Source organism: Streptomyces sp. NPDC104814 (assembly GCF_055583185.1).
In genome coordinates this window covers 369,492-396,474 of the sequence record NZ_JBVJOL010000002.1, presented here as the reverse complement: position 1 = coordinate 396,474, position 26,983 = coordinate 369,492, and the positions used below count along the sequence as shown (strand labels likewise).

The window sequence follows — 26,983 nt, the reverse complement described above, 5'->3', positions numbered from 1 at the left end:
CGTACAGGGAGAGGCAGCCGCCGATCATGAACATTCGTCACAGCGCCGCGGTCGTGGCCGCCGTCGCCGTGCTCGGCGGTGCCGCCGCGCCCGCCGTGGCCGCGTCGCCCGCCCCGTCCCCGTCGCAGGCACTGCCCTCCGGGCTGTACGGCACCGCCGACCCGACGTACGACGGCGTGTGGCGCCAGTCGCTCGCGCTGCTCGCGCAGCACACCGTCGGCGTCGAGCCCGCCGCCAAGGCCGTGGACTGGCTGACCGGACAGCAGTGCGCGAGCGGCGCGTTCGCCCCCTTCCGCGCCGAGCCGGCCAAGCCGTGCGACGCGAAGACGATGGTCGACACCAACCAGACCGCCGCCGCCGTGCAGGCCCTCACCGCGCTCGGCGGCCACGACGCCGTCGTCACCAAGGCGCTCGCCTGGCTGAAGTCCGTGCAGAACAAGGACGGCGGCTGGGGCTACGTCGCCGGCGGGGCCAGCGACACCAACTCCACCTCCGTCGTCGTCGGCGCCCTCGCCGCGGCCGGGGAGAAGCCGCAGAGCGTCACCAAGGACGGCAAGTCGCCCGCCGACGCCCTGCTGAAGCTCGCCCTGCCCTGCGCCGAGGGCGGCGCCTTCGCCTTCCAGCCCGACAAGTCCGGCAAGCTCGCCGCCAACGCCGACGCGACCGCCGCCGGTGTCGTCGGGCTGCTGGGCAAGGGCCTGGTGACGGGCGCGGGTGCCCAGGCCGAAGCGGTCTGCAAGGACGGGCACACCCCGGCGCAGGCCGCCGCCAACGGCGCGGCCTACCTGGCGAAGACGATGGCGAAGGACGGTCACCTGACCTCGGCCATGCCGGGCGCCACCGCGCAGCCCGACTACGGCAACACCGCCGACGCGGTCGTCGCGCTCGCCGCGCAGGGCGGCGCCGCGCAGGCCGCGAAACCGCTGGCGTGGCTGGAGCAGAACAGCGCGGGCTGGGCGAAGCAGAGCGGTCCCGCCGCCTACGCCCAGCTGATCTTCGCCGCCCACACCGCGGGCGCCGACCCGCGCCACTTCGGCGGCCAGGACCTCGTCGCCGCCCTGAACGCGACGGGCCCTGCCCCGCAGACCGCGGCGCAGGAGAGCACGAAGAAGGACGAGAAGAAGGACGACGACTCGCCCTTCGGTGTGTGGTGGTTCGTCGGTGTCTGCCTCGTCGCGGGTATCGGCGCCGGCTTCCTGATCAGCGGCCGGAAGGGCCGCACCAAGTGATCCGCCGCGCCGCCCTGTTGTGCCTGGCCCTGCTGCTGCCCCTGATAGCGGCGGGCCAGGCGCGCGCCGTCGGCTACCGCTACTGGTCGTTCTGGGAGCGCGACGGTTCCGCGTGGACGTACGCCACGCAGGGACCGTCCACCGCCCGCCCGGCCGACGGTGCCGTGCAGGGGTTCCGGTTCGCGGTGAGCGAGGACTCCGGCGACGCCCGGAAGCCGCGCGGCGCCGCCGACTTCGCCGCGATCTGCGCGCACACCCCGCGCCAGGACGGCACCAAGCGGGTGGCGCTGGTCGTCGACTTCGGTACGGCCGCCGACGCCCCCGCCGGCGAGAGGCCGCCGGCCGCCCGTACGGCCTGCGCCCGGGTGCCCGAGGACGCGACGACCGCCGAGGCCCTGGCCGCGGTCGCCAAGCCCCTGCGCTACGACACCAACGCCCTGCTGTGCGCGATCGCCGGGTATCCGCAGCACGGCTGCGGGGAGCAGGTCTCCGGCAAGGCGCCCGCCACGGGCACCCCGTCGGCGGCGCCCCGGGCGAAGGACGACGGCGGCCCGTCGGTGGGCCTGATCGCGGGCGGCGCGGCCGTCGTCGCCCTGGGCGCTGCGGCGGTGTGGCAGGCGCGGCGGCGGCGTGCGTAGTCACCGTGGGCCCGCCACCGTGCACCCCGGCGCCTGGTGGCTGTGGGCCCTCGGCCTCGGCACCGCCGCCACCCGCACCACCAACCCGCTGCTGCTCGCCCTGCTCGTCGCGGTCTCCGCGTACGTCGTGACGACCTGCCGACCGGACGTGCCCGGGGCCCGCTCCTACGCCGCGTTCCTGAAGCTGGCCCTGGCCGTGCTGGTCGTCCGCCTCTTCTTCGCGGTCGTCCTCGGCTCCCCGATCCCGGGCACACACGTCGTCGTCACCCTTCCCGAAGTGCCGCTGCCGCACTGGGCGCAGGGCATCCGCCTCGGTGGCCGGGTCACCGCCGAGGGCCTGCTGTTCGCCGTGTACGACGGGCTGCGGCTGGCCGCCCTGCTGGTCTGCGTCGGCGCCGCGAACGCGCTCGCCGACCCGCACCGGCTGCTGAAGTCCCTGCCGGGCGCGCTGTACGAGACGGGGGTCGCCGTCGTCGTCGCGCTGACCTTCGCCCCGCATCTGATCGCCGACGCGCAGCGCCTGCGGGCCGCCCGCCGTTTGCGCGGCCGCCCGGACCGCGGGCTGCGCGGGCTGCTCCAGGTGGCCCTGCCGGTGCTGGAGGGCGCGCTGGAGCGGTCGGTGGCGCTGGCCGCCGCGATGGACGCCCGCGGTTACGGCCGCAGCGCCGACGTACCCGCACCGGTGCGCCGTACGACGGCCGTGCTCACCCTCGGCGGGCTGCTCGGCGTGTGCGCCGGCACGTACGGGCTGCTCACCGCCGACGGTGACCGCTACAGTCTGCCGGTGCTGCTCGGGGGGCTCGCCGCCGCGCTGGCCGGTCTGTGGCTCGGCGGCCGCCGCACCCCGCGCACCCGCTACCGCCCCGACCCGTGGGACGCCCGCGCCCTGTCGGTCGCCGCGAGCGGCGTCGCGGTCGCCGGGGCGCTGGTCCTCGCCGACTCCCCGGCCCTCAACCCCGGCGTGGTCCCGCTGACCGCGCCGTCGTTGCCGCTGTGGCCGGCGGCGGCCGTACTGCTGGGCCTGCTGCCGGCGTTCACGGCGCCCGCCCCGAGGAAGCCTTCGCCCGCCCTGATCAAGCAGCCCGAGGAGTCGTCGTGATCCGCTTCGAGAACGTCTCCGTGACCTACGACGGCGCGGGTGAACCCACCGTCCGGGGCGTCGATCTCGAGGTGCCCGAAGGGGAACTCGTGCTGCTCGTCGGCCCCTCCGGCGTCGGCAAGTCGACGGTCCTGGGCGCGGTCAGCGGGCTCGTCCCGCACTTCACGGGCGGCACCCTGCGCGGCCGCGTCACGGTCGCCGGCCGCGACACCCGCACCCACAAGCCGCGCGAACTGGCCGACGTCGTCGGCACGGTCGGCCAGGACCCCCTCGCCCATTTCGTCACCGACACCGTCGAGGACGAACTCGCCTACGGCATGGAGTCCCTCGGCCTGACCCCGCACGTCATGCGGCGCCGCGTGGAGGAGACGCTGGACCTGCTGGGCCTCGCCGATCTGCGCGACCGCCCGATCGCCACGCTCTCCGGCGGCCAGCAACAGCGCGTCGCGATCGGTTCGGTCCTCACCCCGCACCCGCGGGTCCTCGTCCTGGACGAGCCGACCTCCGCGCTGGACCCGGCCGCCGCCGAGGAGGTCCTCGCCGTCGTCCAGCGCCTGGTCCACGATCTCGGTACGACGGTACTCATGGCGGAACACCGCCTCGAACGCGTCGTCCAGTACGCCGACCGCGTCGCCCTGCTGCCCGGCCCGGGCGAGGCGCCCGTCGTCGGCGCCCCCGCCGACGTCATGGCCGTGTCGCCGGTGTACCCGCCGGTCGTCGGCCTGGGCCGGCTCGCGGGCTGGTCGCCGCTGCCGCTGACGGTCCGCGATGCCCGGCGCCGCGCGGGCGACCTGCGGGACCGGCTGACCGCAGCCGGCACGGGCGACCTGCGGGGCGGGCCGACCGCAGCCGGCACGGGTGACCTGCGGGACGGGCCGACCGCACGGGACACCGCCCGGGTGACGGAGACCTTCGCGGACCCGGCCACGCCGGATCCCTCCGCCCCGGACTCCCCGTTCCCGGCCCCCCCGCCCCCGGTCTCTCCGGCCTCGCGACGGCCGGGCCCCTCCCGGCTTGCCCGGCTGCTGGGCCGGCGCGCCTCCGATGCCCCCGCGCCGCGGGCGTACGCCGCCGAGGTGCGGGCGCTCGCCGTGCGCCGGGGCCAGGTGCAGGCGCTGCGCCGCGTCGACCTGACCGTCTCCCCCGGCGAGACCATCGCCCTGATGGGACGCAACGGCGCCGGGAAGTCGACCCTGCTCAACAGTCTGGTCGGGCTGGTCCGGCCGACCTCCGGCACCGTGCTGACCGGTGGCGCGGCCCCGTACGGCGCGCCGCCGCGCGCGCTGGTGCGCCGGGTCGGCCTGGTCCCGCAGGAACCGCGCGACCTGCTGTACGCGGACACGGTCGCCGCCGAGTGCGCGGCCGCCGACGAGGACGCGGGCGCGGAACCGGGCACCTGCCGGACCCTGGTCCGCGAGCTGCTGCCCGGCGTGACGGACGGCACCCATCCCCGGGACCTGTCCGAGGGCCAGCGTCTCGCGCTCGCCCTGGCCGTCGTGCTCACCGCGCGGCCGCCCCTGGTGCTGCTGGACGAGCCGACCCGCGGCCTGGACTACGCGGCGAAGTCCCGCCTGGTCACCGTCCTGCGCGAGCTGACGGCCGCCGGGCACGCGGTGGTGCTGGCCACCCATGACGTGGAGCTGGCCGCCGAGCTGGCCCACCGGGTCGTCCTGCTCGCCGAGGGCGAGGTGATCGCCGACGGGCCCACGGCGGACGTCGTGGTGTCCTCGCCGTCCTTCGCCCCGCAGGTGACGAAGATCCTCGCGCCGCAGCAGTGGCTGACGGTTGCGCAGGTACGGAAGGCCCTCGCATGAGCCGCTCCCCCGACACCGGCCCTCCCGCCCGCCCCGCCCGTCCGGTCCCGAAGAGCCCCGCGCGGACCCGCGCCGCCCGGATCCGCGCCGTCCATCTCGGCCCACGCTCGGTCGCCGCACTCGTGCTGGTCGGCGCGGTCGGCGTGGCCGCGCTGCTGTGGCCGTTCCTCGCCCCGCCCGGTTCCCAGGTGCTCGCGCACGCCGAGGACGCCCCGTGGCTGTTCGCGGGGCTGCTGGTGCTGCTGGTCGCGGTGGCCGCGGCGACGATCGCCGAGTCCGGGCTCGGCCCGAAGGCCGTCGCGATGCTCGGGGTGCTGGCGGCGACCGGCGCGGCGCTGCGGCCCGTCGGCGCGGGCACGGCCGGCATCGAGCCGATGTTCTTCCTGATGGTGCTCAGCGGCCGGGTCCTCGGGCCCGGTTTCGGCTTCGTGCTGGGCGCGGTGACGATGTTCGCCTCCGCGCTGCTGACCGGCGGGGTCGGGCCGTGGCTGCCGTTCCAGATGCTGTCGATGGGCTGGTTCACGATGGGCGCGGGCCTGCTGCCCGGCCCCGACCGGCTGCGCGGCCGCGCCGAGCTCGTCCTTCTCGCCGGGTACGGCTTCCTGGCGGCCTTCGCCTACGGCACGGTCATGAACCTCGCCGGCTGGCCCTTCATGGGCGGCAACGCCTCGAACATCGCCTTCGACCCGCACGCCGGTCCCGGCGCCAACCTGGCCCGCTTCGTCGCGTACTGCCTCGCCACCTCGCTCGGCTGGGACCTGGGCCGGGCGCTCGTCACGGTCGTCCTCACGCTGACCCTCGGCCCGGCGCTCCTGCGGGCGCTGCGCCGGGCCACGCGGCGGGCGGCGTTCGAGACGCCGGTCACGTTCGGTCCGGCCGGGGAGTGAGAGGCCGTACGCCGACCGTGAGCGAGCGGGGGGCGCGGCGGTGAAGCACCCCACATGACCCAGGTCACCTACGAGGCGGGGCCGTAGATCCATTCGCGTGTCATGCGCGCGTCGCCATCGGGTCTGACCTGCGCTTTGAGAGCCAGGTCACACACTTGGTCGTTCTTCTCGATGCGACCACAACTAGTAAAAGGGGTCATTGCGGACGCCTGCCCGGCCTGTTTCTCTGGATGACGTCGCACGGCGCCGACGTGCCCTCAGGGCCGCGGCGCCTCCGCATGCCACGGCCGCACCCAGGCGGCTCCACGCATCACGTGCTCACGGTGTGCCGGCGACGCCCGTGTCCCCGACGAAAGGCTTCCCGTGACCGCCGTTTCCCTCTTCCGTCGCGTCTCCGCCCCCAAGAAGGCCCTCGCCGGTGCCGCCCTGGCGGCCGCCGCCTGCGGTTCGCTGATCGCCGCCGCGCCCGCCCAGGCCGCGACGACGCAGGCCTCCTCGGCGCAGGCCGTCGCGCAGAAGATGATCGGCAGCTCGGCGCAGTACCAGTGCTTCTCGAACATCGTCGAGCGCGAGAGCGGCTGGAACCCGAACGCCACCAACTCCTCCAGCGGCGCCTACGGCCTGGTCCAGGCCCTGCCCGGCTCCAAGATGGCCTCGGCCGGCTCCGACTGGAAGACCAACCCCGCGACCCAGATCAAGTGGGGCATGAACTACATGAACGAGCGCTACGGCAGCCCGTGCGGTGCCTGGAACTTCTGGCAGGCCCACAACTGGTACTGATGGCGCCGGTACGGACCCGTTTTCCGTACCCCGGCAGACGCGAAGGCGGCGGCCCCCGATCCCCTGGGCCGCCGCCTTCGCCATGTCCGCAGGGGGGCTGGGGGGCTGGGGGCGCTGGGGGCTGGTCGGTCGGCCTGGAGGTGCGGGTCAGACCGGGGTGCGGTCCTTCTCCGGCGCCCCTTGCGGCCGAACGGCGATCTTCGTGGCGGCGGCCGTGCGGGGCCCCTGCAGCAGGTACGTCAGGCCGAAGCCGGCGCCGACCACGGCCGCGCCGCCGACCGCGTCCAGCACCCAGTGGTTGCCGGTCGCGACGATCGCGGCGACGGTGAACAGCGGGTGCAGCAGGCCGAGCGCCTTCATCCACCACCGCGGCGCGAGGATCACGACGACCAGACCGCACCACAGCGCCCAGCCGAAGTGCAGCGAGGGCATCGCCGCGTACTGGTTGGTCAGCTCGGTCAGCGTGCCGTAGCCCGGTCTGGCGAAGTCCTGCGGGCCGTTGACGGTGTCGACGATGCCGAGCCCCGGCATCAGACGCGGCGGCGCGAGCGGGTAGAGCCAGAAGCCGGCGAGCGCGAGCAGCGTGGCGAAGCCGAGCGCGGAGCGCGCCCAGCGGTACTCCGGCGGTCGGAACACGTACAGGACGGCGAGGATCGCCAGCGGGATGCCGAAGTGGAACGACTCGTAGTAGAAGCTGAAGAACTTCGCCGGGCGGCCGGCCGAGACGACCGCGTGGTTGACCCAGTGCTCGATGTCGATGCGCAGGGCCGCTTCGAGGCCGTGGATCTGGTGGCCGTGCCGCTCGGCCACGGCCCGGCCGCCGCCGGTGGTGCCGCCGGTCGCGGCGAGCCGGATCTGCGCGTACACCCAGTAGGTGAGGCGCATCAGCAGCAGCTCGAACAGCAGGTTCGGGCGGCTGAGGACGCGGCGCAGGGCGGGCAGCCGCGACAGGCACCGGAAGCGGGCGGGGACAGGGGCGGGGGCGTACCGGGTGGGCAGCGGGCTGTCGTAGTACGGCGAGGAGCGGACCAGGAAGGGCACGGCGGTGGCCGCGGCGAGGGCGGCGAGCAGGACGAGGTTGCCCACCAGCGGCTGGAACAGCGGCTTGTCCGGCAGCATCGTCCGGGCCGGCAGGGTCATCACCAGCACCACCGTGACCGGCCACACATACCGGTCGGCGGCCCGCCTGCCGACCCGTCCGACGACGGTGAGCAGCACCCACAGCAACTGGTGCTGCCAGGCGGTGGGTGACACGGCGATGGCGGCGCAGCCGGTGACGGCGACCGCGAGGAGGAGCTGTCCGTCGCGGGCGTAGCGCACCGCGCGGCGTACGCCGAGCACGGCGACGACCGCGCCCAGGGCGAGGAAGAGGGCGGCCTCCAGCGGGCCGGTGAGGCCGAAGCGGAGCAGGGCGCCGTGCAGGGACTGGTTGGCGAGGGTGTCGGCGGGCCCGCCCAGGCCCGCGCCGGCCATGTGGTGCACCCAGTAGGTGGCGGAGTCGTGTGCCATCGCGGCCCAGGCCGAAGCGGTGCACGCGGCGAAGGTGAGGCCGGCGCACCGGGCGGCCGGGCGGCGGCCGGCGCACCACAGCAGCGCCGTGAACAGCAGCAGCGTCGGTTGCAGCGCGGCGGCCACGCCGATCAGCACGCCGCTCGTCCGTGGGCCGCGGGCGACGAAGAAGCCGAGCAGGACCAGCAGCACCGGCACGATGCTGGTCTGGCCGAGCCACAGGGTGTTGCGCACCGGCAGCGACAGCATGAGCAGGCAGATCGCGACGGGCGTGGCCGGCAGCACGGTGCGTCCGCCGGCCGGGCGGGGCAGGGCACGGGCGGCGACGACACCGACAGCGGCGACCAGCAGCAGGGTGGAGAGGGTCCAGCCCCAGCCGAGGGCCTGCTCGGCGGCCCGGGTGAGCGGCTTGAGGACGAGTCCCCCGAAAGGGGTACCGGTGAAGCGGGCCGAGTCGTACAGGGAGCCGTTGAGGTGCAGCACGCCGTGCGCGCCGGCCCAGGTCTCCAGGCCGGTCAGCCGCTCCGCGCGCTGGCCGGTGAGGACGGCGGCGGCCTCACGGGCGGCGAGGCCGGCCGCGGTCAGCCACAGGCCGAGTCCGAGGGCGTGCAGGCGCGTCTGTGCGTGCAGGCGCGTCCGCAGTGCGTGCGGGCGCGTCCGCAGTGCGTGCAGGCGCGTCGGCGGTGCGTGCAGGCGCGTCGGCGCTGCGTGCGGGTGGGTCTGTCCTTGCGGGGGTGTCTGTCCGTGCGGGGGTGTCTGTCCGTGCGGGGGTGTCTGTCCGTGCGGGGGTGTCTGTCCGTGCGGGGGTGTCTGTCCGTGCGGGGGTGTCTGTCCGTGCAGGTGGGTCCGGGCGCCGCGGCCTGCCGTCGATGCGACGGCTGCCGCCGGTTGCCCGCGGTGCTCGGCATGCTCGGCGTTCGCCACGCCTGGTCGGCCCTTTCGCGCTGACGTCCGGGGTCGTGTCCGGCGCCGTGGTCGAGGTCTCGTCCGGTCCTGTCGCCCGGTGTCCCATCCGGTGTCCTTTTGCCCCGAAGACCATAGACCGCCCGGGTTGTCAGTGCTTGTCTGCGGCGCGAGAAGGATCACACCGTGGCGGCGGGTGAGCGCGGCCCGATCGGGCAGATGCCCCAGCACAACCGACGTTTAGCTGCATCATGCAACGAGGTGCGCACAGCCCGTAACGGGACCAACGGCGCCTATGGTCGGTTTTCGGTCCGCCCGTCATCGCCGCCGCGTGGGCCTGTCCCTGTCCCCGTCGAAAGGCAGGCGAGCGAAGTTTTGTCTTCGGCCGCGACCGTCGCCCATCCCGTCACGCCCGTCACCCTGAGGAAGACCCCGGACGTCACCGTCACCGACCCGGCGCTCGTCAAGCGCGCGGTCAAGGCGGCGGCCCTGGGCAACGCCATGGAGTGGTTCGACTTCGGTGTCTACAGCTACATCGCCGTCACCCTCGGCAAGGTCTTCTTCCCCTCGGGCAACCCGACCGCCCAGCTGCTGTCCACCTTCGGCGCCTTCGCCGCGGCCTTCCTGGTCCGGCCGCTCGGCGGCATGGTCTTCGGGCCGCTCGGCGACCGCGTCGGCCGCCAGAAGGTGCTCGCGGTGACCATGATCATGATGGCGGCGGGCACGTTCGCGATCGGGCTGATCCCGTCGTACGCCTCGATCGGCGTCGGCGCGCCGCTGCTGCTGCTCGCCGCGCGGCTGGTGCAGGGCTTCTCCACCGGCGGTGAGTACGCCGGCGCGTCCACCTTCATCGCCGAGTACGCCCCCGACAAGCGGCGCGGTTTCCTCGGCAGCTGGCTGGAGTTCGGCACGCTGGCCGGGTACATCGGCGGTGCGGGGCTGGTCACGCTGATGACGGCGCTGCTGTCCACGGACGACCTGACCTCGTGGGGCTGGCGGATCCCGTTCCTGATCGCGGGTCCGATGGGGATCATCGGCCTGTATCTGCGGATGCGGCTGGAGGAGACCCCGGCGTTCGCGGCGGAGGTCGAGAAGGCGGAGTCGGCGCGGCCGAAGGTGCCGCTGCGGGAGATGATCACCGGGCAGTGGAAGGCGCTGCTGCTGTGCATGGGCCTGGTGCTCGTCTTCAACGTCACGGACTACATGCTGCTGTCGTACATGCCGTCGTATCTGACCAGTGAGCTGAAGTACGACGAGACGCACGGGCTGCTCGTGGTGCTCGGTGTGATGGCCGTGATGATGATCGTCCAGCCGTTCGCGGGTGCGCTGACCGACCGGGTCGGCCGGCGTCCGGTGATCGCGGCGGGGTGCGTGGGCTTTCTGCTGCTGTCCGTGCCGGCGCTGCTGCTGATCCGGCAGGGCAGCCTGGTCGCTGTCGCGCTGGGCATGGGGGCGCTGGGGCTGCTGCTGGTGTGCTTCACCGCCGCGATGCCGTCGGCGCTGCCGGCGCTGTTCCCGACGCGGGTGCGGTACGGGTCGCTGTCCGTGGGCTTCAACGTCTCCGTGTCGCTGTTCGGCGGGACCACGCCGCTGGTCGTCACGGCGCTGATCGGGGCGACGGGGAACATGATGATGCCCGCGTACTACATGATGGCGGCGGCCGTCGTGGGCGGCGTGGCCGTCTGGTACATGGCGGAGTCGGCGGGACGCCCGCTGCCGGGGTCGCCACCGGCGGTGGACCGAGCGGCGTGACACGCCTGTCGCACTGCCGGCGGCTCCCGTAGGCCGCGTTGCCGCTGGGTTGTTGTGTGCGGGTCGCGTCGTGGTTGCTCGCGCAGTTCCCCGCGCCCCTGTTTGTGCCTGCGGCGGCCCGTTGCGGTCCGGTGGCCGGTTGCGGTTTGCGCCTACGGCCGGTGGGTGAGTCGGGGCCGGGGCGGGGGGTGTCCGTCCTCGGTCCGGCCGCCCGTCCCCGACGACTGCTCGGTGTCCCGGTGCCGGCCGCTGCGGGCGGACACCCCCCACCCCGTCCCCTCCCCGCCGCGGGCGACTACCGGCCCACGTAGCTGCGGGCAGTCGTGCCTCCCCCAAGCTCTTCGAGCAGTGGGGACCCCCAGGGCGGCACGGGTGGGCGCAGCGGCACCCCCGCCAGCGCCGCTCACCCCCGGCCAGCGCAGACGCCGGGCGGCCGCATGCCGACATAGCTGCGGGCAGTCGTGCCGCTGGGGCGGCACGGGTGGGCGCAGCGGCACCCCGCCAGCGCCGGTGAGCGCACTCACCCCCGGCCAGCAGCAGTGCGGGGCACCGGCACACGCCGGGCGCGCAGCCCGACCCCCGGGCGGCCCCCGGCCGTCAGGGAACGCCGGGCGCGTGGCCCATCCCCATGCCGGCCGCAGGCCAGCTCGCGGAACCGGGGGGTCCGGGGTGTCGTCCATACGTGGCGTGCGCACAACACCCCGTATCCTCACCCTCGTTCTCAGCCTGCTCGGCATCCAGCTCGCCTGGCTCGCCGCGCCGGCGTATGCCTGTGGCTGCGGGGCGATGATTCCCGGTGGGCAGCAGCAGGTCAGAGTGGACCGCGAGGTCTCCGTCGTGCGGTGGGACGGCCGGCAAGAGCAGATCGTGATGAGCCTGACCGTCGCCGGCACCGCCGACCGCGCCGCCTGGATCATGCCCGTCCCGCACCGCGCCACCGTCCGCCTCGGTGACCGCCGTCTGTTCCAGCAGCTGCAGGAGCAGACCGCACCCGAACACCGCACGCGGTACTACTTCTGGCCCCGCTCCGGCGACTGGCCGTTCGCCTCCGGGGACGGCGCCACCGCCGCGGAGCCGCCGTCGGCCGGCGCCGGCGTCGGCGTCGTCGGCCGGCAGCAGCTCGGCCCCTTCGACGTGGCCCGCCTCACCGCCGACGACCCGGCCGCGCTCAGCGACTGGCTGCACCGCAACGGCTTCGCCCTGCCCGCCCGCCTCGCGCAGGCGCTCCAGCCCTACGTCGACCGCCACTGGGAGTACGTGGCGATCCGGCTCGCCCCGCAGACCTCCCACACCGCGCTGTACGGCGCTCTCGACCCGCTGCACCTCACCTTCGCCGCCGACGCCCCTGTCTACCCGATGCGGCTGTCCCGCCTGGCCGCCAACCCGCAGTCGCTCGGCCTGTACCTGCTCGCCGCGCACCGCATGGAGCCGCGTACCGCCATCGGCGGTGACCGGCCGAAGGTCACCTTCGCCGGACGCGTCGAGGGCGCCTGGGGCCCGCTGGCCGAACTCAGCCACGGCACCGGCTACCTCACGGCGCTCGACCAGGAGTTCCCGGTGCCGTCCCGCATCGACGGCGACCATGAGCTGCGGCGCGCCGCGAGCGACAGCCCGTACCGTGAAGTCGTCTACGACGACCGTCTGCGCGAGATCGCCGGCCTGCCGGCGTGGCTGGCGGCCACCGGCGGGGGCCTGCTGGCGCTGGCGGTCGTGATCGCCGTGTGCACCGTACGCGCCACACGCCGCCGCACCTCCCGGGCACCCGTGCCCAACCTCTGAAATGCTGTGCCGTGGGACGCGGGCTTCGCATGGAAGGTGCAGACGCATGAGCGGGTCGCAGCTCTGGGACGACGTCGACGACTACTTCTCCACCCACCTCGCGCTGGACGACGAGGCGCTGCTGGCCGCCCTGCGCGACAGCGAGGCCGCGCAGCTGCCGCGGATCAGCGTCACCCCGGCCCAGGGCAAGTTCCTCCAGCTGCTCGCCCAGATCCACGGCGCCCGCACCATCCTCGAGATCGGCACCCTGGCCGGCTACAGCACGATCTGGCTGGCCCGGGCGCTGCCCGCCGACGGCAGGCTGATCTCGCTGGAGTACAGCCCGAAGCACGCCGAGATCGCCACCCGCAACATCGCCCGGGCGGGCCTGGACAAAATCGTCGAGGTGCGCGTCGGGCCGGCCCTGGAGTCGCTGCCGCAGCTCGCCGACGAGAACCCGCCGCCCTTCGACCTGGTCTTCATCGACGCGGACAAGGCCAACAACGCCCACTACGTGGAGTGGGCGCTACGGCTCACCAGCGGGGGCAGCCTGATCGTCGTCGACAACGTGGTCCGCGGCGGCCGGGTCACCGACGCCGGCAGCGAGGACCCCGACGTGCGCGGCACCCGCGCCGCCATCGAACTGATCGGCTCCCACCCCCGGCTCAGCGGCACCGCGATCCAGACGGTCGGCAGCAAGGGCTACGACGGTTTCGCCCTCGCCCGCGTCCTGTGAGACCGGCGGTGAGTGGCTCAGACGTCGTGGTAGAAGCCGACGTTCACGCTGCGCGGGCCGGTGCGGTCCTGGATGACGATCTCGCCGGAGCCGCCGCGGGGCAGCGCGACCGTGCCGCCGTACTCGAGGGGCTGGGCGTACCCGCCGATGATCATCCGCACCTCGGAGGAGGGGTCGGGCTGCGAGCCGCGCAGCCAGGTCAGCTGCCAGCCGCCGTCGGCGCCGCACAGGAACTCCAGGTGGACGCGGCTGACGAACAGCCAGTCCTCCGGGGTGACGAGCCGGCAGGTGGCGGCGTCGCGTCCGACCCTCAGCACGGCACCCGGGTCGCTGGGCGCGTCGGCCATGGCCATCCCGGCCGTGGCGCCCTCGTCTCCCCCGGAGACGGAGGCCATGGTGAGTTCGAGCACGTGCGCTCCCTTTGCGACGTCGCGGTGCGGTGGCCCGGTTGGTCCACCGCCGCCGCATGATAGATCGGCCGGCCGGGCCGCGTCCGGCACAATGGGTACATGACCGAGCGAAAGCCACCTGGGGTGCCGTTCGAGTCCTGGGTCGACAAACAGATCCGCGACGCGCAGGCCCGCGGTGACTTCGACCGGCTGACCGGCGCGGGTGAGCCCCTGCCGCCCGAGATCGAGTCGACGTACGACGAACTGTGGTGGGTCAAGCGCAAGTTGCACCGCGAGGGGCTTTCCGTGCTGCCGCCCGCGCTGGCGCTGCGCAAGGAGGCCGACGACGCGCTCGCCGCGGCCTACGCGGCACCCTCGGAGCAGGTGGTGCGGCGGATCATCACGGACGTCAACGTCAAGATCCGCGACATGATGTTCAAACCGCCGCCCGGCCCCCCGCTGGGCCGCAAGCCGTACGACGTCGAGGAGGTCGTACGGCAGTGGCGTGAGCGGCGGACGGCTGCGGGCGGCGGTCCGGTGAACTGAGAGTCAGAGGTGCAGCAGGCGCCGGGACAGCTCGCGGTAGTCGCGCAGCGCCAGCCGGAGTTGCTCGGTGTCCGTGCCGGTGGCGGGCTTGTCCTCGCCGGCCTCGCCGCCCTGCCAGGACATCCGCAGGGTACGGCGGCGCCGGGAGACGGCGTCGGTGACGTGCGCGGCGATCTCCTGCAGCAGGCGGTCGGCCTCCTCCACCGCGTCCCTTGGCCCGTCGACGAAACCGGCCAGCGCGTGCGAGAGCCGCTGGTGGAACGCGTCGACCTCGTCGTGCGGCATGAGCGGGCCACCGGAGCCGTCGCCCGGCCCGCCGGGGCTGTCGGCCGCCGCGGCTCCGGTCGGGGCGCCGCCGGTCGCGGTCGGCGTGGTGCCGCCGGTCTCGGGGGTGCCGACGCCGTGGGGGGTGCCGACGCCGTGGGGGGTGCCGACGCCGTGGGGGGTGCCGACGCCGTGGGGGGTGCCGGCCGTGGCGGTGGTGCCGGTCGTCGCGGTGGTGCCGGCTGTCGCGGTCGGGGCGGCGCCGTGGGTGGTGCCGGTCGCTGTTTCGCCGCGGGCGTCCGGGTCGCCGGGCAGCGGCGACCGGTCGGGGCCCGGACCGGTCACGGACCTGTCGCCCAGGCCGGGCACGGTGTGTCCCTGCCCCGGGGGCGCCACGGTGTGGCCTTCGGCGTGCCCGGCGGGCGCCACCGGCGCGCGCTCCTCCGTGACCGGGGCGTGGCGCATGCCTTGACGGCTGTCGTCGGTCATGGCGGTCAACTCCCCTTGGCGTGGCCGCGGGTCAGCCCCCACGGCTGGTGGGTACGGTGGGGCCGGGACGCGGCGACCTGCTCGCGCTCGTCCTTCGCGGCGCGGTGCCGCCCGCTGTCCTGGGGCGCCGGGGAGACGAGTTCGGTGAACAGCTCCCGGGCCTGGACGAGTGCCTCGCGCAGTTCCTCCGTGCCGAACCCGTCGTCGTCCGCGGCCAGCGGCGCGTGGGCGACGCGGTGCATGTGGCGGTAGCCCTGCACGCGGTGGGCGTGGTGCACGGAGAGCGCTTCGAGCTGCTCCTCGTACTGGCCTGCGTCGGGGTAGCCGCGGGCGCCGGCCACCTCGGCCAGCAGCCGGTCCGCCTCGGCGACCGCTTCGTGCGGTGCGTCGACGAAGTGTTCCTGCAGTGCCGTCCAGCGGGCCTCGTACTCCTCGCGCCGGGCCGGCTCCAGCGGCTGCTCGCGCAGCCCTCCGTGCTTCTCGACGCGCCGGGCGAGGTCCCGCTCGGCGGCCTTGACGTCCCCGTCGTGCCGGGCGACGGCACGGTCGTACTCGGGTCCGAAGCGCCGCTTCAGACTCCGGCCGCCGCCCGCACCGCGGGCACGCAGGGTCAGGGCCGCCGCGACGAGGACGACGGCCGCCACGATGACGATCACAGCGATGAGCACGCCTGTGGACATGAATGCCTTCCGGGTGCCTTCCGATTCTGACCGGCCCGTCCGACCGGTTTCGCTCATCGGGTTGCCCGCGGTCCGCCCGGCAAACGGTCCGTGCACGGGTGCGTGCGGGGCGGATCCGCTTATTGGGTTGCGGCCGGCCCCGGTCGCCTTCCCACAATGACGGCCATGACCTGGACCATCGCCCCCGAGCCGTACGACTCCCCCGCCGCCCGCGCCCTGTGGCGGGCGTACTACACGGAGGTCAGCGACCGCTGGTACCTCCTGCACGAGGGACGCCGCACCGACCCGGACGAGCTGGAACGGGAGATCGCAGCGGCCGACGCCTCGGACCTGGCGCCGCCGCGCGGGCAACTGCTGATCGCACGGTACGGCGGTGAGCCGGCCGGAAGCGCGGGCGTACGGCTGCTGGACGCGGCGACGGCCGAGCTGACGCGGGTGTTCCTGCTGCCCGGCACGCGCGGCAAGGGCGGGGCCGGACCGCTGGTGTCCGCCGCCGAGGACGCCGCCCGGGCGCTGGGCGCCACCGAGCTGGTCCTGGACACCCGCAGCGACCTGGTCGAGGCCCGCACCCTGTACACCCGCCTCGGCTACACGGAGACCGACCGCCACAACGACTCCCCGTACGCCGAACACTGGTTCAGAAAGGCCCTCGCCTGAGAAAGGAGCGGACGGGTCGGACGGGGCCCCGTCCTCGCGGAGGGGCGCGCCGGGGCCGGGGGCTCAGCCGGAGGCCGTCGCGCGGTCCTGGGTGCGGGGCTGCTCGCGGGTGGAGCCGCAGAGTTCCTCGTTGAGGAGCTTGACCAGGTGGGTCAGGTCCGTGGGACGGTCCGGGCCCCACCAGTCGCCGAGCAGCTGGGCCAGCGACTCCTCACGTGCCTGTGCGAGCCGCGCCGCGACCTCGCTCCCCCGCTCCGTCAGCACCAGGTCGATGCCCTCCCGGCGGGCGAGCTGCCGCTCCTCGACCTGGCGGGCTGCCTCCAGGATCACCTTCAGCGGCACCGGGCTGCCCTCGGCCAGCGCGGCCGGCTCCACCCGCCCGTACCGCTTGATCCGCAGCAGCAGCCAGCTCGCCGCCGGCAGCAGGTCGTAGCCGGCCCGGTCGGTGATCTTCCGGTAGACCTCGCGCCGCCCCTCCCGGGTGCCCAGCGCGGACAGCGCCCGGCACACCTCGTCGTACGAGGAACGCTCGACGGGATTGCTGGCCAGGGTCTCGGTGACGTCCGGAGCGGTGACGGAGGCGCGCAGCCGGTCCTCCTTCAGCAGCCACGCCAGCAGGAATCCGAGGAAGGCGACCGGCGCGGCGTACAGGAAGACGTCCGTGATGGAGGAGGCGTAGGCGTGCAGCGCCGCCGGCCGCAGCGCGGGCGGCAGGGCGCCGATGCCCCGCGGGTCGGCCTTCAGCGCGTCCGGGGAGGCCCCGCCCGGCAGCCGTACGCCCCGGAAGGCGTCGGCGAGTTTGTCGCCGAGGCGGCTCGCGAAGACCGTACCGAAGATGGCGACGCCGAAGGAGGCCCCGATCGAGCGGAAGAAGGTGGCGCCGGAGGTGGCGACACCCAGGTCCTCGTAGGAGACGGCGTTCTGCACGATGAGGACCAGGACCTGCATGACCAGGCCGAGCCCGAGGCCGAAGACGAAGAAGTACACGCTCATCTCGGCCGTCGAGCTGTGCTCGTCGAGCCGGTGCAGCAGCAGCAGACCGAGCGTGGTGACGCCGGTGCCGGCGATCGGGAACACCTTCCAGCGGCCGGTACGGCTGACGATCTGCCCGGAGACGGTCGACGACAGCAGCATGCCGAACACCATCGGCAGCATGTGCACCCCGGAGAGGGTGGGTGTCACGCCCTGGACCACCTGAAGGAACGTCGGCAGGTAGGTCATCGCGCCGAACATCGCGAAGCCCACGATGAAGCTGATGACCGCGGAGAGGGTGAAGGTACGGATGCGGAACAGCTTCAGCGGTAGGACGGGTTCGGCCGCTCGGCGTTCGACCGCGACGAACGCGCCGGCCAGCGCCACGCCGAGCACCACGAGACCGATGATCTGCGGCGAGCCCCAGCCCCACGTCGTACCGCCGAGCGAGGCCACCAGGATCAGGCAGGTGGCGACGGAGGCGATCAGGGCGGTGCCGAGGTAGTCGATGACGTGGCGGGTCGAGCGGCGCGGGATGTGCAGCGCGGTCGCGATCACGGCGAGGGCGACGACGCCGACGGGGAGGTTGACGTAGAACACCCAGCGCCAGCTGAGGTGCTCCGTGAACAGCCCGCCCAGCAGCGGCCCGAGCACGCTCGTCGCGCCGAACACGGCCCCGAAAAGGCCCTGATAGCGGCCGCGTTCGCGGGGCGAGACGACGTCGCCGACGATCGCCATCGACAGCACCATCAGACCGCCGCCGCCGAGTCCCTGCACGGCGCGGAAGGCGATCAGCTGCGGCATGTTCTGCGCCATTCCGCACAACGCGGACCCGATCAGGAAGATCACGATCGCGGCCTGGAACAGCTTCTTGCGCCCGTACTGGTCGCCGAGCTTGCCCCACAGCGGGGTCGCGGCGGTGGAGGCCAGCAGGTAGGCGGTCACCACCCACGACAGGTGCTCCAGACCGCCGAGGTCGCTGACGATGGTGGGCAGCGCGGTCGACACGATGGTCTGGTCGAGGGCCGCGAGCAGCATGCCGAGCAGCAGGGCGCCGATCGAGACGAGCACGTTGCCGGACACGTGCTCCTGCTGCGCGGTCGCCGTCCTGGCGTGCGCGTCCACGGTCATGGAGACCTCCCCAGCTGTCGAGACACATCCATCCTGTTCGGTGTGACCGGTTATGGCCTGTTGAGTCCTGCTGGAGCCCGGTATTCCGGGGGGAGCCGCCTTCGCCCGTGTGGAGGAACCGCATAATCTCTGGAGTTCCTATGGGGAGGGGCGAACAGGTGGACGAACGCGGGGGTGGAGCAGAGACGGGGGCTGGCGCCGGGGGCGGGGCTGCGGAGGCCGTGCCCGAGGCGGGCACCGGGGTCGGGGCAGGCCCCGGAGGCGGGGCAGGCGCCGGGGGCGGGGCAGCGGGGGCTGGAGCCGGGGTGCCTGGAGCCGGGGTGCCTGTGTATCGGTGCCCGGAGTGTGGGGCGCCTCGGGCGGCCGACAACACCCCCTCGTGCGGCTGCACCCGGCGGGCGGCGGACGCCCTGGCCGCCACGCGGAGCGCCGCGGCGGCCGCGGCTGAGGACTTCGATCCGCTGCGGATCAGGCCGTATGTGGAGCTGGAGGGGGCTCGGCGGGAAGGGGGCGCCGCCCCGGGGGGTTCCGTCGCGGAGGAGACCATGCCGTTGCGGGCGGTTGCCGCGGATGACCGTACGACCGCTCTGCCGCCTGTTCTGCCGACACCTCTGGCGCCGACGGGCACGGTGCCCAGCGTGACGGATCTGCGTCTGTTCGACTCGGCGGAACCGGGGCGCGGCGGTGACGACGACCCCCGTCGGGACCGGGACCGGGCTGCGGCACCGCGCGGGCGCCGGCGTCGCCGTACCGCCGTGCTCCTGGCGGCGGCCGGGGCCGTCGTGGGCGTTGCGGCGGTGGCCGGGCTGGCCGGTGGGCTGCTGTCGTACGGCACGCCGGCCCGGGACGGTGCCGCGCCGGAAGGCGTCCGTGCGGCGGTGCCGGGGCCGGACACGGTCACGACGTCGACCGAGCCGTCGTCGTCTCCTAGGCCGAAGCCCTCTGCGTCGCGGTCCTCGCCTACGCCGAGCCCGTCCCGGACGAGCACGAGCCCGTCGCCGACGCCGTCGGCCTCGGCGTCCACCGCGAGGACGAGCCCGACGCCGACGCCGAGGTCCACGCCTACGGCGACGGCACCCTCGGGGGGCGACTCGTTCGCCCCGGGTGACGGCGGCCAGGACGCCGACGCCGAGGTCCTGCGACGTGGTGACCGGGGGCCGGAGGTCACGGAACTCCAGCTGCGCCTCCGTCAGCTGTACCTGTACAACGGCGAGGCCAACGGCAATTTCAACGCCCAGGTCGAGGACGCGTTGCGCAACTACCAGTGGGCGAGAGGCGTCACGGACGACGGGCTGGGGGTGTACGGGGCGCAGACGCGGGCGATGCTGGAATCGGAAACGGAGACTCCGTGAGTCGTCTGCGGGTGCGTGGTGGCTGGTCGCGCCCACGCGGCGGAGCCGCACATCGAATACAGCCCCGCGCCCCTTTTTTGCCTGCGGCGGCCCGTCGCGGTCTCGTCTGGCGTGCGTCGCCTACGGCCGGTGGGTGAGTCGGGGCCGGGGCGGGGGGTGTCCGTCCTCGGTCCGGCCGCCCGTCCCCGACGCGGGCACCGTGTCACGGTGCCGGACACTGCGGGCGGACACCCCCCACCCCGTCCCCTCCCCGCCGTACGCGGCTGCACCAACGCGGTGGCGCGCGGCGCCTGCCGCATCGCCGTGGCGCGCGGCTGCAGGCCGCCGGCATCGCTGCGGCGGCCGCATGCCGACCCAGCTGCGGGCAGTCGTGCCGCTAGGGCGGCACGGGTGGGCGCTGGGGGTACCCCCTGCTCGGAGAGCTTGGGGAGGCACCCCGCCAGCGCCGGTGAGCGCACCCACCCCCGGCCGGCACCGACGCCGGGCAACAGGGAACGCCGGGCGCACAGCCCACCTCTGTCAATGCCCGCCGGGCGCAGCCCACCGCGCCGGGTTACCGCCCGGCGTGCAGGCGGAACAGTCCCTCCCCCGCGGCCTCGAGCCGCAGGTCCGTCAGGTCACGTACCCACGCGTCCGGGCCGTGCGCGGCCGCGCGGGCGCCGACGCCCACCACCCGCATCCCCGCGGAGCGCCCCGCCGCGATGCCCGCCCCGGAGTCCTCGAAGACCACACACTCCGCGGCCGGCACCCCCAGCTCGGCCGCGCCCTTCAGGAAGCCCTCCGGGTCCGGCTTGCTCGCGCCCACGCTCTCCGCCGTGATCCGGACCGACGGCAGCGTCAGCCCCGCCGCCGCCATCCGCGCGCCGGACAGCGCGACGTCCGCCGACGTCACCAGCGCGTGCGGGACCCCGAGGCGGACGAGTGAGGCGAGGAACTCCGGCGCCCCCGGCACCGGTACCACGCCCTCCATGTCCGCCGTCTCCTCGGCGAGCATCCGCGCGTTGTCCGCGAGGTTCTGCTCCATGGGCCGCTCCGGCAGCAGGACCGCCATCGAGGCGTGCCCCTGCCGCCCGTGGACGACCTTCATCACCTCGTCGCCGTCGAGTCCGTGCCGTGCCGCCCAGCGCCGCCAGACGCGTTCGACGACGGCGTCGGAGTTGACGAGCGTGCCGTCCATGTCGAGCAGCAGGGCACGGGCGGTGAGGACGGTGGCCGGCATCGGCGACTCCCGGGAAGTGAGTGAACGAGCCCCCTGAGGGACAAGGTGGTCCCGCCCGCCGGTCAGGGAAAACGGGCGGGAGCCACTTTGTTCCTCCACGGTACAAAACAAGTCCGGCATCCCGCCACCACCCCCCCGCGACAGTTCACCGACCGTTCAGCCGAGACGGGGGGAAGCAGGGTGCGACGCCTCGCTCAGCCGGCCACCGCCTCCCAGAGGCTCCACACCCCGAGCGCCAGCATGAGCAGGGCCGCGATCTTGGTGATGAGCGCCAGCGGCACCCGCTTCATCAGGGCCTTTCCGCCGACGATGCCGAGACCGGCGACCGCCCACAGCCCCAGCACCGCACCCAGACCGACGGACAGCGGGTCGTCGTACCGCGCGGCGAGGTTCGCCGTCATGATCTGCGTCAGGTCGCCGAACTCGGCGACGAGGATGAGCATGAAGCCCGCCCCGGCGACCTTCCAGAAGGTCTGGTCCTCGGGTCGGCGGACCTCCTCCTCTTCCTCGTCCTTCTTCATCAGCAGCACTGCCGCGCCGCCCAGGAAGAGCACACCGGTGAGCGCGTGCACGAGCTGCTGCGGCAGCAGGGTCAGCACGCTGCCGGCCGCGACCGCGAGCACGACGTGCAGCGTGAAGGCGGCGGCGACTCCGGCGAAGACATAGGAGGCGCGGTAGCGCGTGCCGAGGACGAGGCCGGCGAGCGCGGTCTTGTCCGGCAGCTCGGCGAGGAAGATGACGCCGAAGACGAGCGCCGTCACGGTGATGCTGATCAAGGTTCCTCAATCGGTCGGGGCTGCCCACCGAGAGTGCGGTACGTCACGCGCTGGACACCTCGGCACGACAGCACACTCGAGCACCCGTGCCGTACGACACGGGCGTGCACTGCGTTGCCGAAGGTCTCGCTGGCGGAACCGCAGGATCCGCCTCCGGGCGCCGGCTCGGACTGACCGAGCAGTATGTCGACGACACCGGCGAAGAGCTACTCCCCTTCTGCACCACCCATCGTACGGGAAGCCCGCGGCCTCGTCGGCACGGAAAGTTCAGTCGCGAACCTTGTCGTGTCATGAACGCGTCACTAACCTCTCACCGCGCGCACATCTCCCCGCAACACGGCACCGCGAGCATTCTCGCGCCCGCGCTCCAACACCCCCACCCCACAAGGGAGTTCGCATGCCCAGGTTCTACGCGCGTCGACAGGTGAGCATAGTCGCGGCGCTCACCGGACTCATAGCCTCCGCCGCCCTGTTCAACTCCCCCACCGCCTCCGCCGCCCTGCCCACCCCGGTCAGCGGCGCCACCGCCCGCAGCTACCTCGCCCAGCTCACGGTCGCCACCGAGAACCGCACCGGCTACAGCCGCGACCTCTTCCCGCACTGGATCACCATCAGCGGCACCTGCAACACCCGCGAGACGGTCCTCAAGCGCGACGGCACGAACGTCGTCACCGACTCCTCCTGCGCCGCCACCAGCGGCAGCTGGTACTCGCCGTACGACGGCGCCACCTGGAGCGCCGCCTCCGACCTCGACATCGACCACCTCGTGCCGCTCGCCGAGGCCTGGGACTCCGGCGCGAGCAAGTGGACCACCGCCCAGCGCCAGGCGTTCGCCAACGACCTCACCCGTCCGCAGCTCATCGCCGTGACCGACAACGTCAACCAGGCCAAGGGCGACCAGGACCCGGCCACCTGGATGCCCTCGCGCAGCGACTACCGCTGCACCTACGTCCGCGCCTGGGTGCAGGTGAAGTACTACTACGACCTCTCCGTCGACACCGCCGAGAAGAACGCGCTCACCAACTACCTCGCGAGCTGCTGAGCGGGGCGGCCACCCGCCCCCGCGAGAGCCGCGGGGGCGGCGGCAGGCCGGCCGGATGTGGCTGAATGTTGAACTTGCAAGCACTCGTTAGGTCTGCCTAACCTTTGGGCTCACTCGGTGCCGCCGTCCCCACGACCGGTCCGCCGAGGCCGTTCCGCTCACCCACCGAAGGAGCCCCCACATGACCGCACGCCTCAACGGCGCGCAGCCGTACGTGCTCGGACTGTTCCGCATCGTCGTCGGCCTGCTCTTCGCCTGCCACGGCGCCGCCTCGCTCTTCGGCGTCCTGGGCGGCGCGGCCGGCGGCAACGGCGGCACCATCGCGGCCGGCACCTGGCCCGGCTGGTACGCGGCCGTGATCCAGCTGGTCTGCGGCGGCCTGGTCCTGCTGGGCCTGGGCACGCGCGCGGCGGCTCTGGTGGCCTCGGGTTCGATGGCGTACGCCTACTTCGACGTGCACCAGGGCATGGCGCTGTGGCCCATCCAGAACGGCGGCGAGGCGTCGGCGATGTTCTGCTGGGCCTTCCTGCTGCTGGTCTTCACCGGTTCCGGCGCGTTCGGCATGGACCGGCTGCTGTCCCGGCGCGACGGCGGCGCGGAGCACCCGGCGACACCGGACCGGACACCGGTGACGGCCTGACGGTCACCCGGAGCGGACGGCGGTGCCGCCGACGCAGACCCGGCCGGGCGCGTCCGGCCCGCCGTATCCGGCTCGGCAGTTCGGCGGACTCGGCGGGCTCGGCCGTCCAGCGGGCTCGGCCGTCCAGCGGGCTCGGCCGTCCAGCGGGCTCGGCCCAGGGCCGGACCCTGGGCCGGTAAGGCGCCAACGGCGTGCCGGTCGTACGGCTCGGGGGCTTCCGGCCGGCGGCACGCCCCCCTCGCCCTGACCGCGCAACTTCCGACACATGAACCCCCGGCGAAACTCCCGCCCCACCCCGCGCGTACGCTCTATGGCTGTCATCGGCCGGTCACTGCCGCTCCCCGCCTCGCGCGGCACGGTACGGCCCACGGGGGATCACGGGGAGTAGCAGTGCTGGAGAGTGTCGGGTTGCTGACCGGCAGCCCATGGATCTACGCGGTCGTCGCCGCGTCGGTCCTGCTGGACGTGTTCCTGCCGATCCTGCCCAGCGGCGTCCTCGTCATCACGGCGGCGACGGCGGCGGCCGCCGGCACCGGAGCGGCGGGCGCGCCGCCCCCCGCCAAGGTCCCCGACCTGCTCTTCCTCATCCTCTCCGCGGCCACGGCCTCCGTCCTCGGCGACCTCGTCGCCTACCGGCTGGCCTGGCGCGGAGTGGCCCGCCTGGACAGCGCGATCGCCCGCTCCCGCCGCCTGAGCCGCGCGCAGGAACGTCTCGGCGCCGCTCTCGCCCGGGGCGGCGGCCCCCTGGTCGTCCTCGCCCGCTTCGCCCCCGCCGGCCGCTCGGTCGTCTCCCTGGGCGCCGGGGCCGCGCACCACCGGGCCCGCGACTTCCTCCCCTGGTCCGCCCTGGCGGGCCTGTCCTGGGCCGGCTACAGCGCCGCCCTCGGCTACTACGGCGCCTACTGGCTCGGCGCGACCTGGCTCGCCACGGGCGTGTCGGTGGCGGCCCTCTTCGCCGCGGGCGCGGCAGCCGTGTACGTGATGCGCCGCCGGCCGGTGCAGGGACCGGCGACGGTCCGCCGGTAGCCGCCCAGCGGTGACGCGAACCGTCTCTCCGCAGGGGCCCGCCGAGCGGTGACGCGAGCGCCTCTTCGGGTGAGCCCGCCGAGCGGTGACGCGAACCGCCTCCCCCGGGAAACCCACCGCGCGGCGAGCCCGCGGTCCTGCCGGGAAGCCCTCCCAGCAGTGAGACCACGCCTCCAGGCAGCCCCCGGCCCCCGGCCCCCGGCCTGAGCCGCACCCTGCGAGGCGCACCGCCCGCGACCCGCATCCTCCGTGCGCAGCCGCCGCCCGGCCGCCCCTTCCGTCCGCCGGGCCCGGTCGCTATCCCGCCCGCCGGGCCGGCGCGCCCCGGACCTCCAGGTCGTCGAGCAGGTGGGCCGTGGCCGCGGCGATCTCCTCCACCGCGCGGTCGAACACCTCCCGGTTGTGCGCGGCGGGTGCCCGGAAGCCGGACACCTTCCGTACGTACTGCAGGGCCGCGGCCCGGATGTCGTCCTCGGTGGCCTCACCGGGAAGCACGGGCGGGCGCAGGGTCTTGATACTCCGGCACATGCCTCAAGTCTGGCCCCTCGCACGGCCGGTCCGCAGCGCGCTGCGATGATCTCTCCCAGGCGGCCACCACCCATGGGGCCGACCGACGAGAGGACACATCCGATGACCCTCACGACCCACGAGCGACTCACCGTGGCCGTCCTCGGCCCGGGCGGCGTCGGCGGGCTGCTCGCCGCGCTGCTCGTCCGGGCCGGTCACCGCGTGATCTGCCTGGCCGGCGAGAGCACGGCCGGCACGCTGCGCGCCACCGGCATCAGCGTCAGCAGCGGCCGGTTCGGCGACTTCACCGTCCCGGTGGAGGCGGACACCGAGCTGCGCGAGCCGGTCGACGCCTGCCTGGTCGCCGTCAAGCACACGGCGCTTGACGCGGCTCTCACCCGCGTCCCGCCCGCCGTTCTCGGCGACGGCCTGCTGGTCCCGCTCCTGAACGGCGTCGACCACCCGGCGCACCTGCGCGAGCGCTACCGCGCCGACCGCGTCGCCCCGGCCGTCATCCGCGTCGAGTCGACCCGGACCGCCCCCGGCGTGATCGAACACGGCACCGCTTTCGCCGAGGTCGACCTGACCGGCGACCCGGTCCCGCAGGACCGGCTCACCGCACTCGCCGAGGCGCTGTCCGGCGCCGGTGTCACCACCCGGGTGCTGGCCGACGAGGCCGCCGCCCTGTGGGCGAAGATGGCCTTCCTCGCGCCCATGGCCCTGCTCACCACCCGCCACGGCCTGCCCATGGGCGAGCTGCGCAGCCGCCACCGCGACGAACTGACCGCCCTGGCGGAGGAGACGGCGGCGGTCAGTCACGCCTGCGGCGGTCCCGGCGACCCGGCCGCTTCCCTCGCCCGTTACGACAGCTTCCCGGACGCCACGAAGTCCTCCATGCAGCGCGACGCCGAGGCGGGCCGTCCGCTCGAACTCGACGCGATCGGCGGCGCGTTGCTGCGTGCGGCACAGCGCCACGGGGTGCCGGTACCGGTGGCGTCGAGGGTCGTGCGGGAGCTGCGGCAAGCGGGGCACTGAGCACAGCCGGGGCAGGGGAACGCACGTACCGACAGGTCGTGCACTCATTCGAGTGAAGCCACAGAAGCAGCTCGCTGCCTCAAATCGAACAGGCGTAGCATTGCCCTGTGGCTACGACCTATGAATTCCCCAGTGACCTCCTCGCCGGCCAGGAGGAGCTGCATCAGGTCCGGGCCGAACTGTCGGCCCTGCTCAAGCGGCTCCCCTGGTCGGTGGAGCCGCTGGACGGCTTCAACGACGACAACGGCTGGCGCAAGCTGGAACGCCCCGCCTCCCCCGGCTGGACCGCGGACGAGCAGGCCGAGGTGGAGAAGCTCCGGCGCCGCGAGCACGAGCTGGCGGTGTTCGTGACCACGCACCGCTTCTGGTCCGACGTAGCGCCCGACAGCCGGATGGAGGCCCGTTCGCGGCTCAAGCACGCACACGAGACTCCACCCGGCGAGGACGACACCCGGATGGAGGGCTAGCCGAGCAGCCCGTTCATCTCCGCGATCTCGGCACTCTGGCCGGTGACGATGTCACCGGCCGTCTTCTTCGCGGGCCCGTAAGCGCCCTTGGCCTGCTCGGCCTTCGCCATCTCCAGAGCACCCTTGTGGTGCTGCACCATCATGGTCAGGAACATCCGGTCGAACTCCCTGCCCGAGGCCTTTTGCAGCTCGGACATGTCCTGCTCGCCCATCATCCCGGGCATCTGGGCCATGCCGGACGCACCGGAGTGCGACGAGTGGTCCATTCCCGGCATGTCCGCGCCGCCGTCCCGGGGCACCTCCTCGCCCCAGGCCGTCAGCCAGGCGCTCATGGTCCGGATCTCCGGGTCCTGCGCCTTCTCGATCCGCGCAGCGAGGTCCTTGACCTGCGCGGACGAACCCCGCTCGGCAGCGAGCCGCGCCATCTCCAGCGCCTGCCGGTGGTGCGGGATCATGCCCTGCGCGAAGGCCACGTCCTGCGCGTTGTGCGCGCCCGCGCTCACGCCCGCGGACGCGGACGCAGAGGAGGAGGCGGAGGGCGCGGCGTGCCCCTCGTGCCCGCCGTCCCCGGTGCCGCCCCCGCAGGCGGCCAGAAGGAAGACGGCGCTCACCCCCACTGCGACAAGCCCGGAACGGCGCGCGAGGGTATGGGTGGTGTAGCTCATGGAAGAACTCCTGCTGGAAGA

26 protein-coding genes are annotated in these 26,983 nt (G+C 74.0%); 17 read left to right on the top strand and 9 right to left on the bottom strand.

The features are described from left to right. Nucleotides 1-26: 26 nt before the first annotated feature. From ACZ64A_RS10360 to ACZ64A_RS10335, 6 genes are all read left to right on the top strand, one after another. On the top strand, nt 27-1,229 hold the full coding sequence (locus ACZ64A_RS10360; RefSeq protein WP_469809517.1) for a prenyltransferase/squalene oxidase repeat-containing protein: 1,203 nt from the start codon (nt 27-29) through the stop codon (nt 1,227-1,229). Continuing rightward, complete coding sequence (locus ACZ64A_RS10355; protein WP_469809516.1) at nt 1,226-1,867, top strand: SCO2322 family protein; 642 nt, start codon at nt 1,226-1,228, stop codon at nt 1,865-1,867. The genes ACZ64A_RS10360 and ACZ64A_RS10355 overlap by 4 nt, the downstream gene beginning before the upstream one ends. Further along, on the top strand, nt 1,860-2,966 hold the full coding sequence (locus ACZ64A_RS10350) for an energy-coupling factor transporter transmembrane component T (protein ID WP_469809515.1): 1,107 nt from the start codon (nt 1,860-1,862) through the stop codon (nt 2,964-2,966). The genes ACZ64A_RS10355 and ACZ64A_RS10350 overlap by 8 nt, the downstream gene beginning before the upstream one ends. Then, the gene (locus ACZ64A_RS10345) at nt 2,963-4,780 is read left to right on the top strand and encodes an ABC transporter ATP-binding protein (protein WP_469809514.1); all 1,818 of its coding nucleotides are present in this window, start codon (nt 2,963-2,965) and stop codon (nt 4,778-4,780) included. Before ACZ64A_RS10350 ends, ACZ64A_RS10345 begins: the two co-directional genes overlap by 4 nt. Continuing rightward, a complete protein-coding gene (locus ACZ64A_RS10340; RefSeq protein WP_469809512.1) occupies nt 4,777-5,667 on the top strand; it encodes an ECF transporter S component in 891 nt (296 codons plus the stop codon). The genes ACZ64A_RS10345 and ACZ64A_RS10340 overlap by 4 nt, the downstream gene beginning before the upstream one ends. A 363-nt stretch (nt 5,668-6,030) precedes the next feature. Continuing rightward, the gene (locus ACZ64A_RS10335) at nt 6,031-6,447 is read left to right on the top strand and encodes an aggregation-promoting factor C-terminal-like domain-containing protein (protein WP_469809511.1); all 417 of its coding nucleotides are present in this window, start codon (nt 6,031-6,033) and stop codon (nt 6,445-6,447) included. Nucleotides 6,448-6,594: 147 nt separating this feature from the next. Here ACZ64A_RS10335 and ACZ64A_RS10330 read toward each other — a convergent pair whose 3' ends face one another. Then, nucleotides 6,595-8,598 carry a bifunctional glycosyltransferase 87/phosphatase PAP2 family protein gene (locus ACZ64A_RS10330; protein WP_469810155.1) on the bottom strand — a complete coding sequence of 668 codons (2,004 nt, stop codon included), beginning with the start codon at nt 8,596-8,598 and terminating at the stop codon, nt 6,595-6,597. Between the two features lie 636 nt (nt 8,599-9,234). On the opposite strand from ACZ64A_RS10330, the gene proP reads away from it, so the two are divergent. The 3 genes from proP to ACZ64A_RS10315 all read left to right on the top strand — a co-directional run bounded on the left by proP (nt 9,235) and on the right by ACZ64A_RS10315 (nt 13,105). Further along, entirely contained in the window at nt 9,235-10,611 is a 1,377-nt protein-coding gene (gene proP / locus ACZ64A_RS10325) for a glycine betaine/L-proline transporter ProP (RefSeq protein ID WP_469809509.1), read from the top strand. 687 nt (nt 10,612-11,298) lie between these two features. After that, complete coding sequence (locus ACZ64A_RS10320) at nt 11,299-12,390, top strand: DUF2330 domain-containing protein (RefSeq protein WP_469809508.1); 1,092 nt, start codon at nt 11,299-11,301, stop codon at nt 12,388-12,390. 46 nt (nt 12,391-12,436) lie between these two features. Beyond that, nucleotides 12,437-13,105 (top strand): O-methyltransferase, encoded by a 669-nt coding sequence (locus ACZ64A_RS10315; protein WP_469809506.1) that lies wholly within the window; start codon nt 12,437-12,439, stop codon nt 13,103-13,105. 17 nt (nt 13,106-13,122) lie between these two features. Here ACZ64A_RS10315 and ACZ64A_RS10310 read toward each other — a convergent pair whose 3' ends face one another. Next, nucleotides 13,123-13,515: a hypothetical protein gene (locus ACZ64A_RS10310; protein ID WP_469809505.1), complete on the bottom strand. Its 393-nt coding sequence runs from the start codon at nt 13,513-13,515 to the stop codon at nt 13,123-13,125. 99 nt (nt 13,516-13,614) lie between these two features. Here ACZ64A_RS10310 and ACZ64A_RS10305 point away from each other — a divergent pair, with 99 nt between their 5' ends. Continuing rightward, nucleotides 13,615-14,040: a DnaJ family domain-containing protein gene (locus tag ACZ64A_RS10305; RefSeq protein ID WP_469809504.1), complete on the top strand. Its 426-nt coding sequence runs from the start codon at nt 13,615-13,617 to the stop codon at nt 14,038-14,040. A 3-nt stretch (nt 14,041-14,043) separates the two neighbouring features. Here the strand turns inward: ACZ64A_RS10305 and ACZ64A_RS10300 are convergent, their stop codons facing one another. Then, complete coding sequence (locus ACZ64A_RS10300; protein ID WP_469809503.1) at nt 14,044-14,793, bottom strand: hypothetical protein; 750 nt, start codon at nt 14,791-14,793, stop codon at nt 14,044-14,046. Between the two features lie 5 nt (nt 14,794-14,798). Then, entirely contained in the window at nt 14,799-15,473 is a 675-nt protein-coding gene (locus ACZ64A_RS10295) for a hypothetical protein (protein ID WP_469809502.1), read from the bottom strand. 165 nt (nt 15,474-15,638) lie between these two features. Here ACZ64A_RS10295 and ACZ64A_RS10290 point away from each other — a divergent pair, with 165 nt between their 5' ends. Then, nucleotides 15,639-16,130 carry a GNAT family N-acetyltransferase gene (locus ACZ64A_RS10290; protein ID WP_469809501.1) on the top strand — a complete coding sequence of 164 codons (492 nt, stop codon included), beginning with the start codon at nt 15,639-15,641 and terminating at the stop codon, nt 16,128-16,130. Between the two features lie 63 nt (nt 16,131-16,193). Here ACZ64A_RS10290 and ACZ64A_RS10285 read toward each other — a convergent pair whose 3' ends face one another. After that, nucleotides 16,194-18,233, bottom strand: a complete 2,040-nt coding sequence (locus tag ACZ64A_RS10285) for an MDR family MFS transporter (RefSeq protein ID WP_469809500.1) — start codon at nt 18,231-18,233, stop codon at nt 16,194-16,196. A gap of 638 nt (nt 18,234-18,871) precedes the next feature. Between ACZ64A_RS10285 and ACZ64A_RS10280 the strand changes: the two genes are divergently transcribed. After that, nucleotides 18,872-19,585, top strand: coding sequence for a peptidoglycan-binding domain-containing protein (locus tag ACZ64A_RS10280; RefSeq protein ID WP_469809499.1), 714 nt, complete (start codon nt 18,872-18,874; stop codon nt 19,583-19,585). Nucleotides 19,586-20,138: 553 nt separating this feature from the next. Here ACZ64A_RS10280 and ACZ64A_RS10275 read toward each other — a convergent pair. Together ACZ64A_RS10275 and ACZ64A_RS10270 are read right to left on the bottom strand one after the other, a co-directional pair. Then, nucleotides 20,139-20,804, bottom strand: coding sequence for an HAD-IA family hydrolase (locus tag ACZ64A_RS10275; RefSeq protein ID WP_469809498.1), 666 nt, complete (start codon nt 20,802-20,804; stop codon nt 20,139-20,141). A 194-nt stretch (nt 20,805-20,998) separates the two neighbouring features. Next, nucleotides 20,999-21,580 carry a TMEM165/GDT1 family protein gene (locus ACZ64A_RS10270; RefSeq protein ID WP_469809497.1) on the bottom strand — a complete coding sequence of 194 codons (582 nt, stop codon included), beginning with the start codon at nt 21,578-21,580 and terminating at the stop codon, nt 20,999-21,001. A gap of 397 nt (nt 21,581-21,977) precedes the next feature. On the opposite strand from ACZ64A_RS10270, the gene ACZ64A_RS10265 reads away from it, so the two are divergent. The 3 genes from ACZ64A_RS10265 (at nt 21,978) to ACZ64A_RS10255 (ending at nt 24,288) form a co-directional block, all read left to right on the top strand. Continuing rightward, complete coding sequence (locus ACZ64A_RS10265) at nt 21,978-22,622, top strand: HNH endonuclease family protein (RefSeq protein WP_469809496.1); 645 nt, start codon at nt 21,978-21,980, stop codon at nt 22,620-22,622. A gap of 181 nt (nt 22,623-22,803) precedes the next feature. Beyond that, nucleotides 22,804-23,262, top strand: a complete 459-nt coding sequence (locus tag ACZ64A_RS10260; RefSeq protein WP_469809494.1) for a DoxX family protein — start codon at nt 22,804-22,806, stop codon at nt 23,260-23,262. A 390-nt stretch (nt 23,263-23,652) separates the two neighbouring features. Continuing rightward, the gene (locus tag ACZ64A_RS10255; RefSeq protein ID WP_469809493.1) at nt 23,653-24,288 is read left to right on the top strand and encodes a DedA family protein; all 636 of its coding nucleotides are present in this window, start codon (nt 23,653-23,655) and stop codon (nt 24,286-24,288) included. Between the two features lie 297 nt (nt 24,289-24,585). Here the strand turns inward: ACZ64A_RS10255 and ACZ64A_RS10250 are convergent, their stop codons facing one another. Beyond that, nucleotides 24,586-24,816, bottom strand: a complete 231-nt coding sequence (locus ACZ64A_RS10250) for a DUF2277 domain-containing protein (RefSeq protein ID WP_469809492.1) — start codon at nt 24,814-24,816, stop codon at nt 24,586-24,588. Nucleotides 24,817-24,918: 102 nt separating this feature from the next. Here ACZ64A_RS10250 and ACZ64A_RS10245 point away from each other — a divergent pair, with 102 nt between their 5' ends. Continuing rightward, complete coding sequence (locus ACZ64A_RS10245) at nt 24,919-25,830, top strand: ketopantoate reductase family protein (RefSeq protein WP_469809491.1); 912 nt, start codon at nt 24,919-24,921, stop codon at nt 25,828-25,830. 107 nt (nt 25,831-25,937) lie between these two features. Then, nucleotides 25,938-26,297 carry a hypothetical protein gene (locus ACZ64A_RS10240; protein WP_469809490.1) on the top strand — a complete coding sequence of 120 codons (360 nt, stop codon included), beginning with the start codon at nt 25,938-25,940 and terminating at the stop codon, nt 26,295-26,297. Here the strand turns inward: ACZ64A_RS10240 and ACZ64A_RS10235 are convergent. Further along, nucleotides 26,294-26,962 (bottom strand): DUF305 domain-containing protein, encoded by a 669-nt coding sequence (locus tag ACZ64A_RS10235; protein WP_469809489.1) that lies wholly within the window; start codon nt 26,960-26,962, stop codon nt 26,294-26,296. The genes ACZ64A_RS10240 and ACZ64A_RS10235 overlap by 4 nt on opposite strands. Between the last annotated feature and the right edge of the window lie 21 nt (nt 26,963-26,983).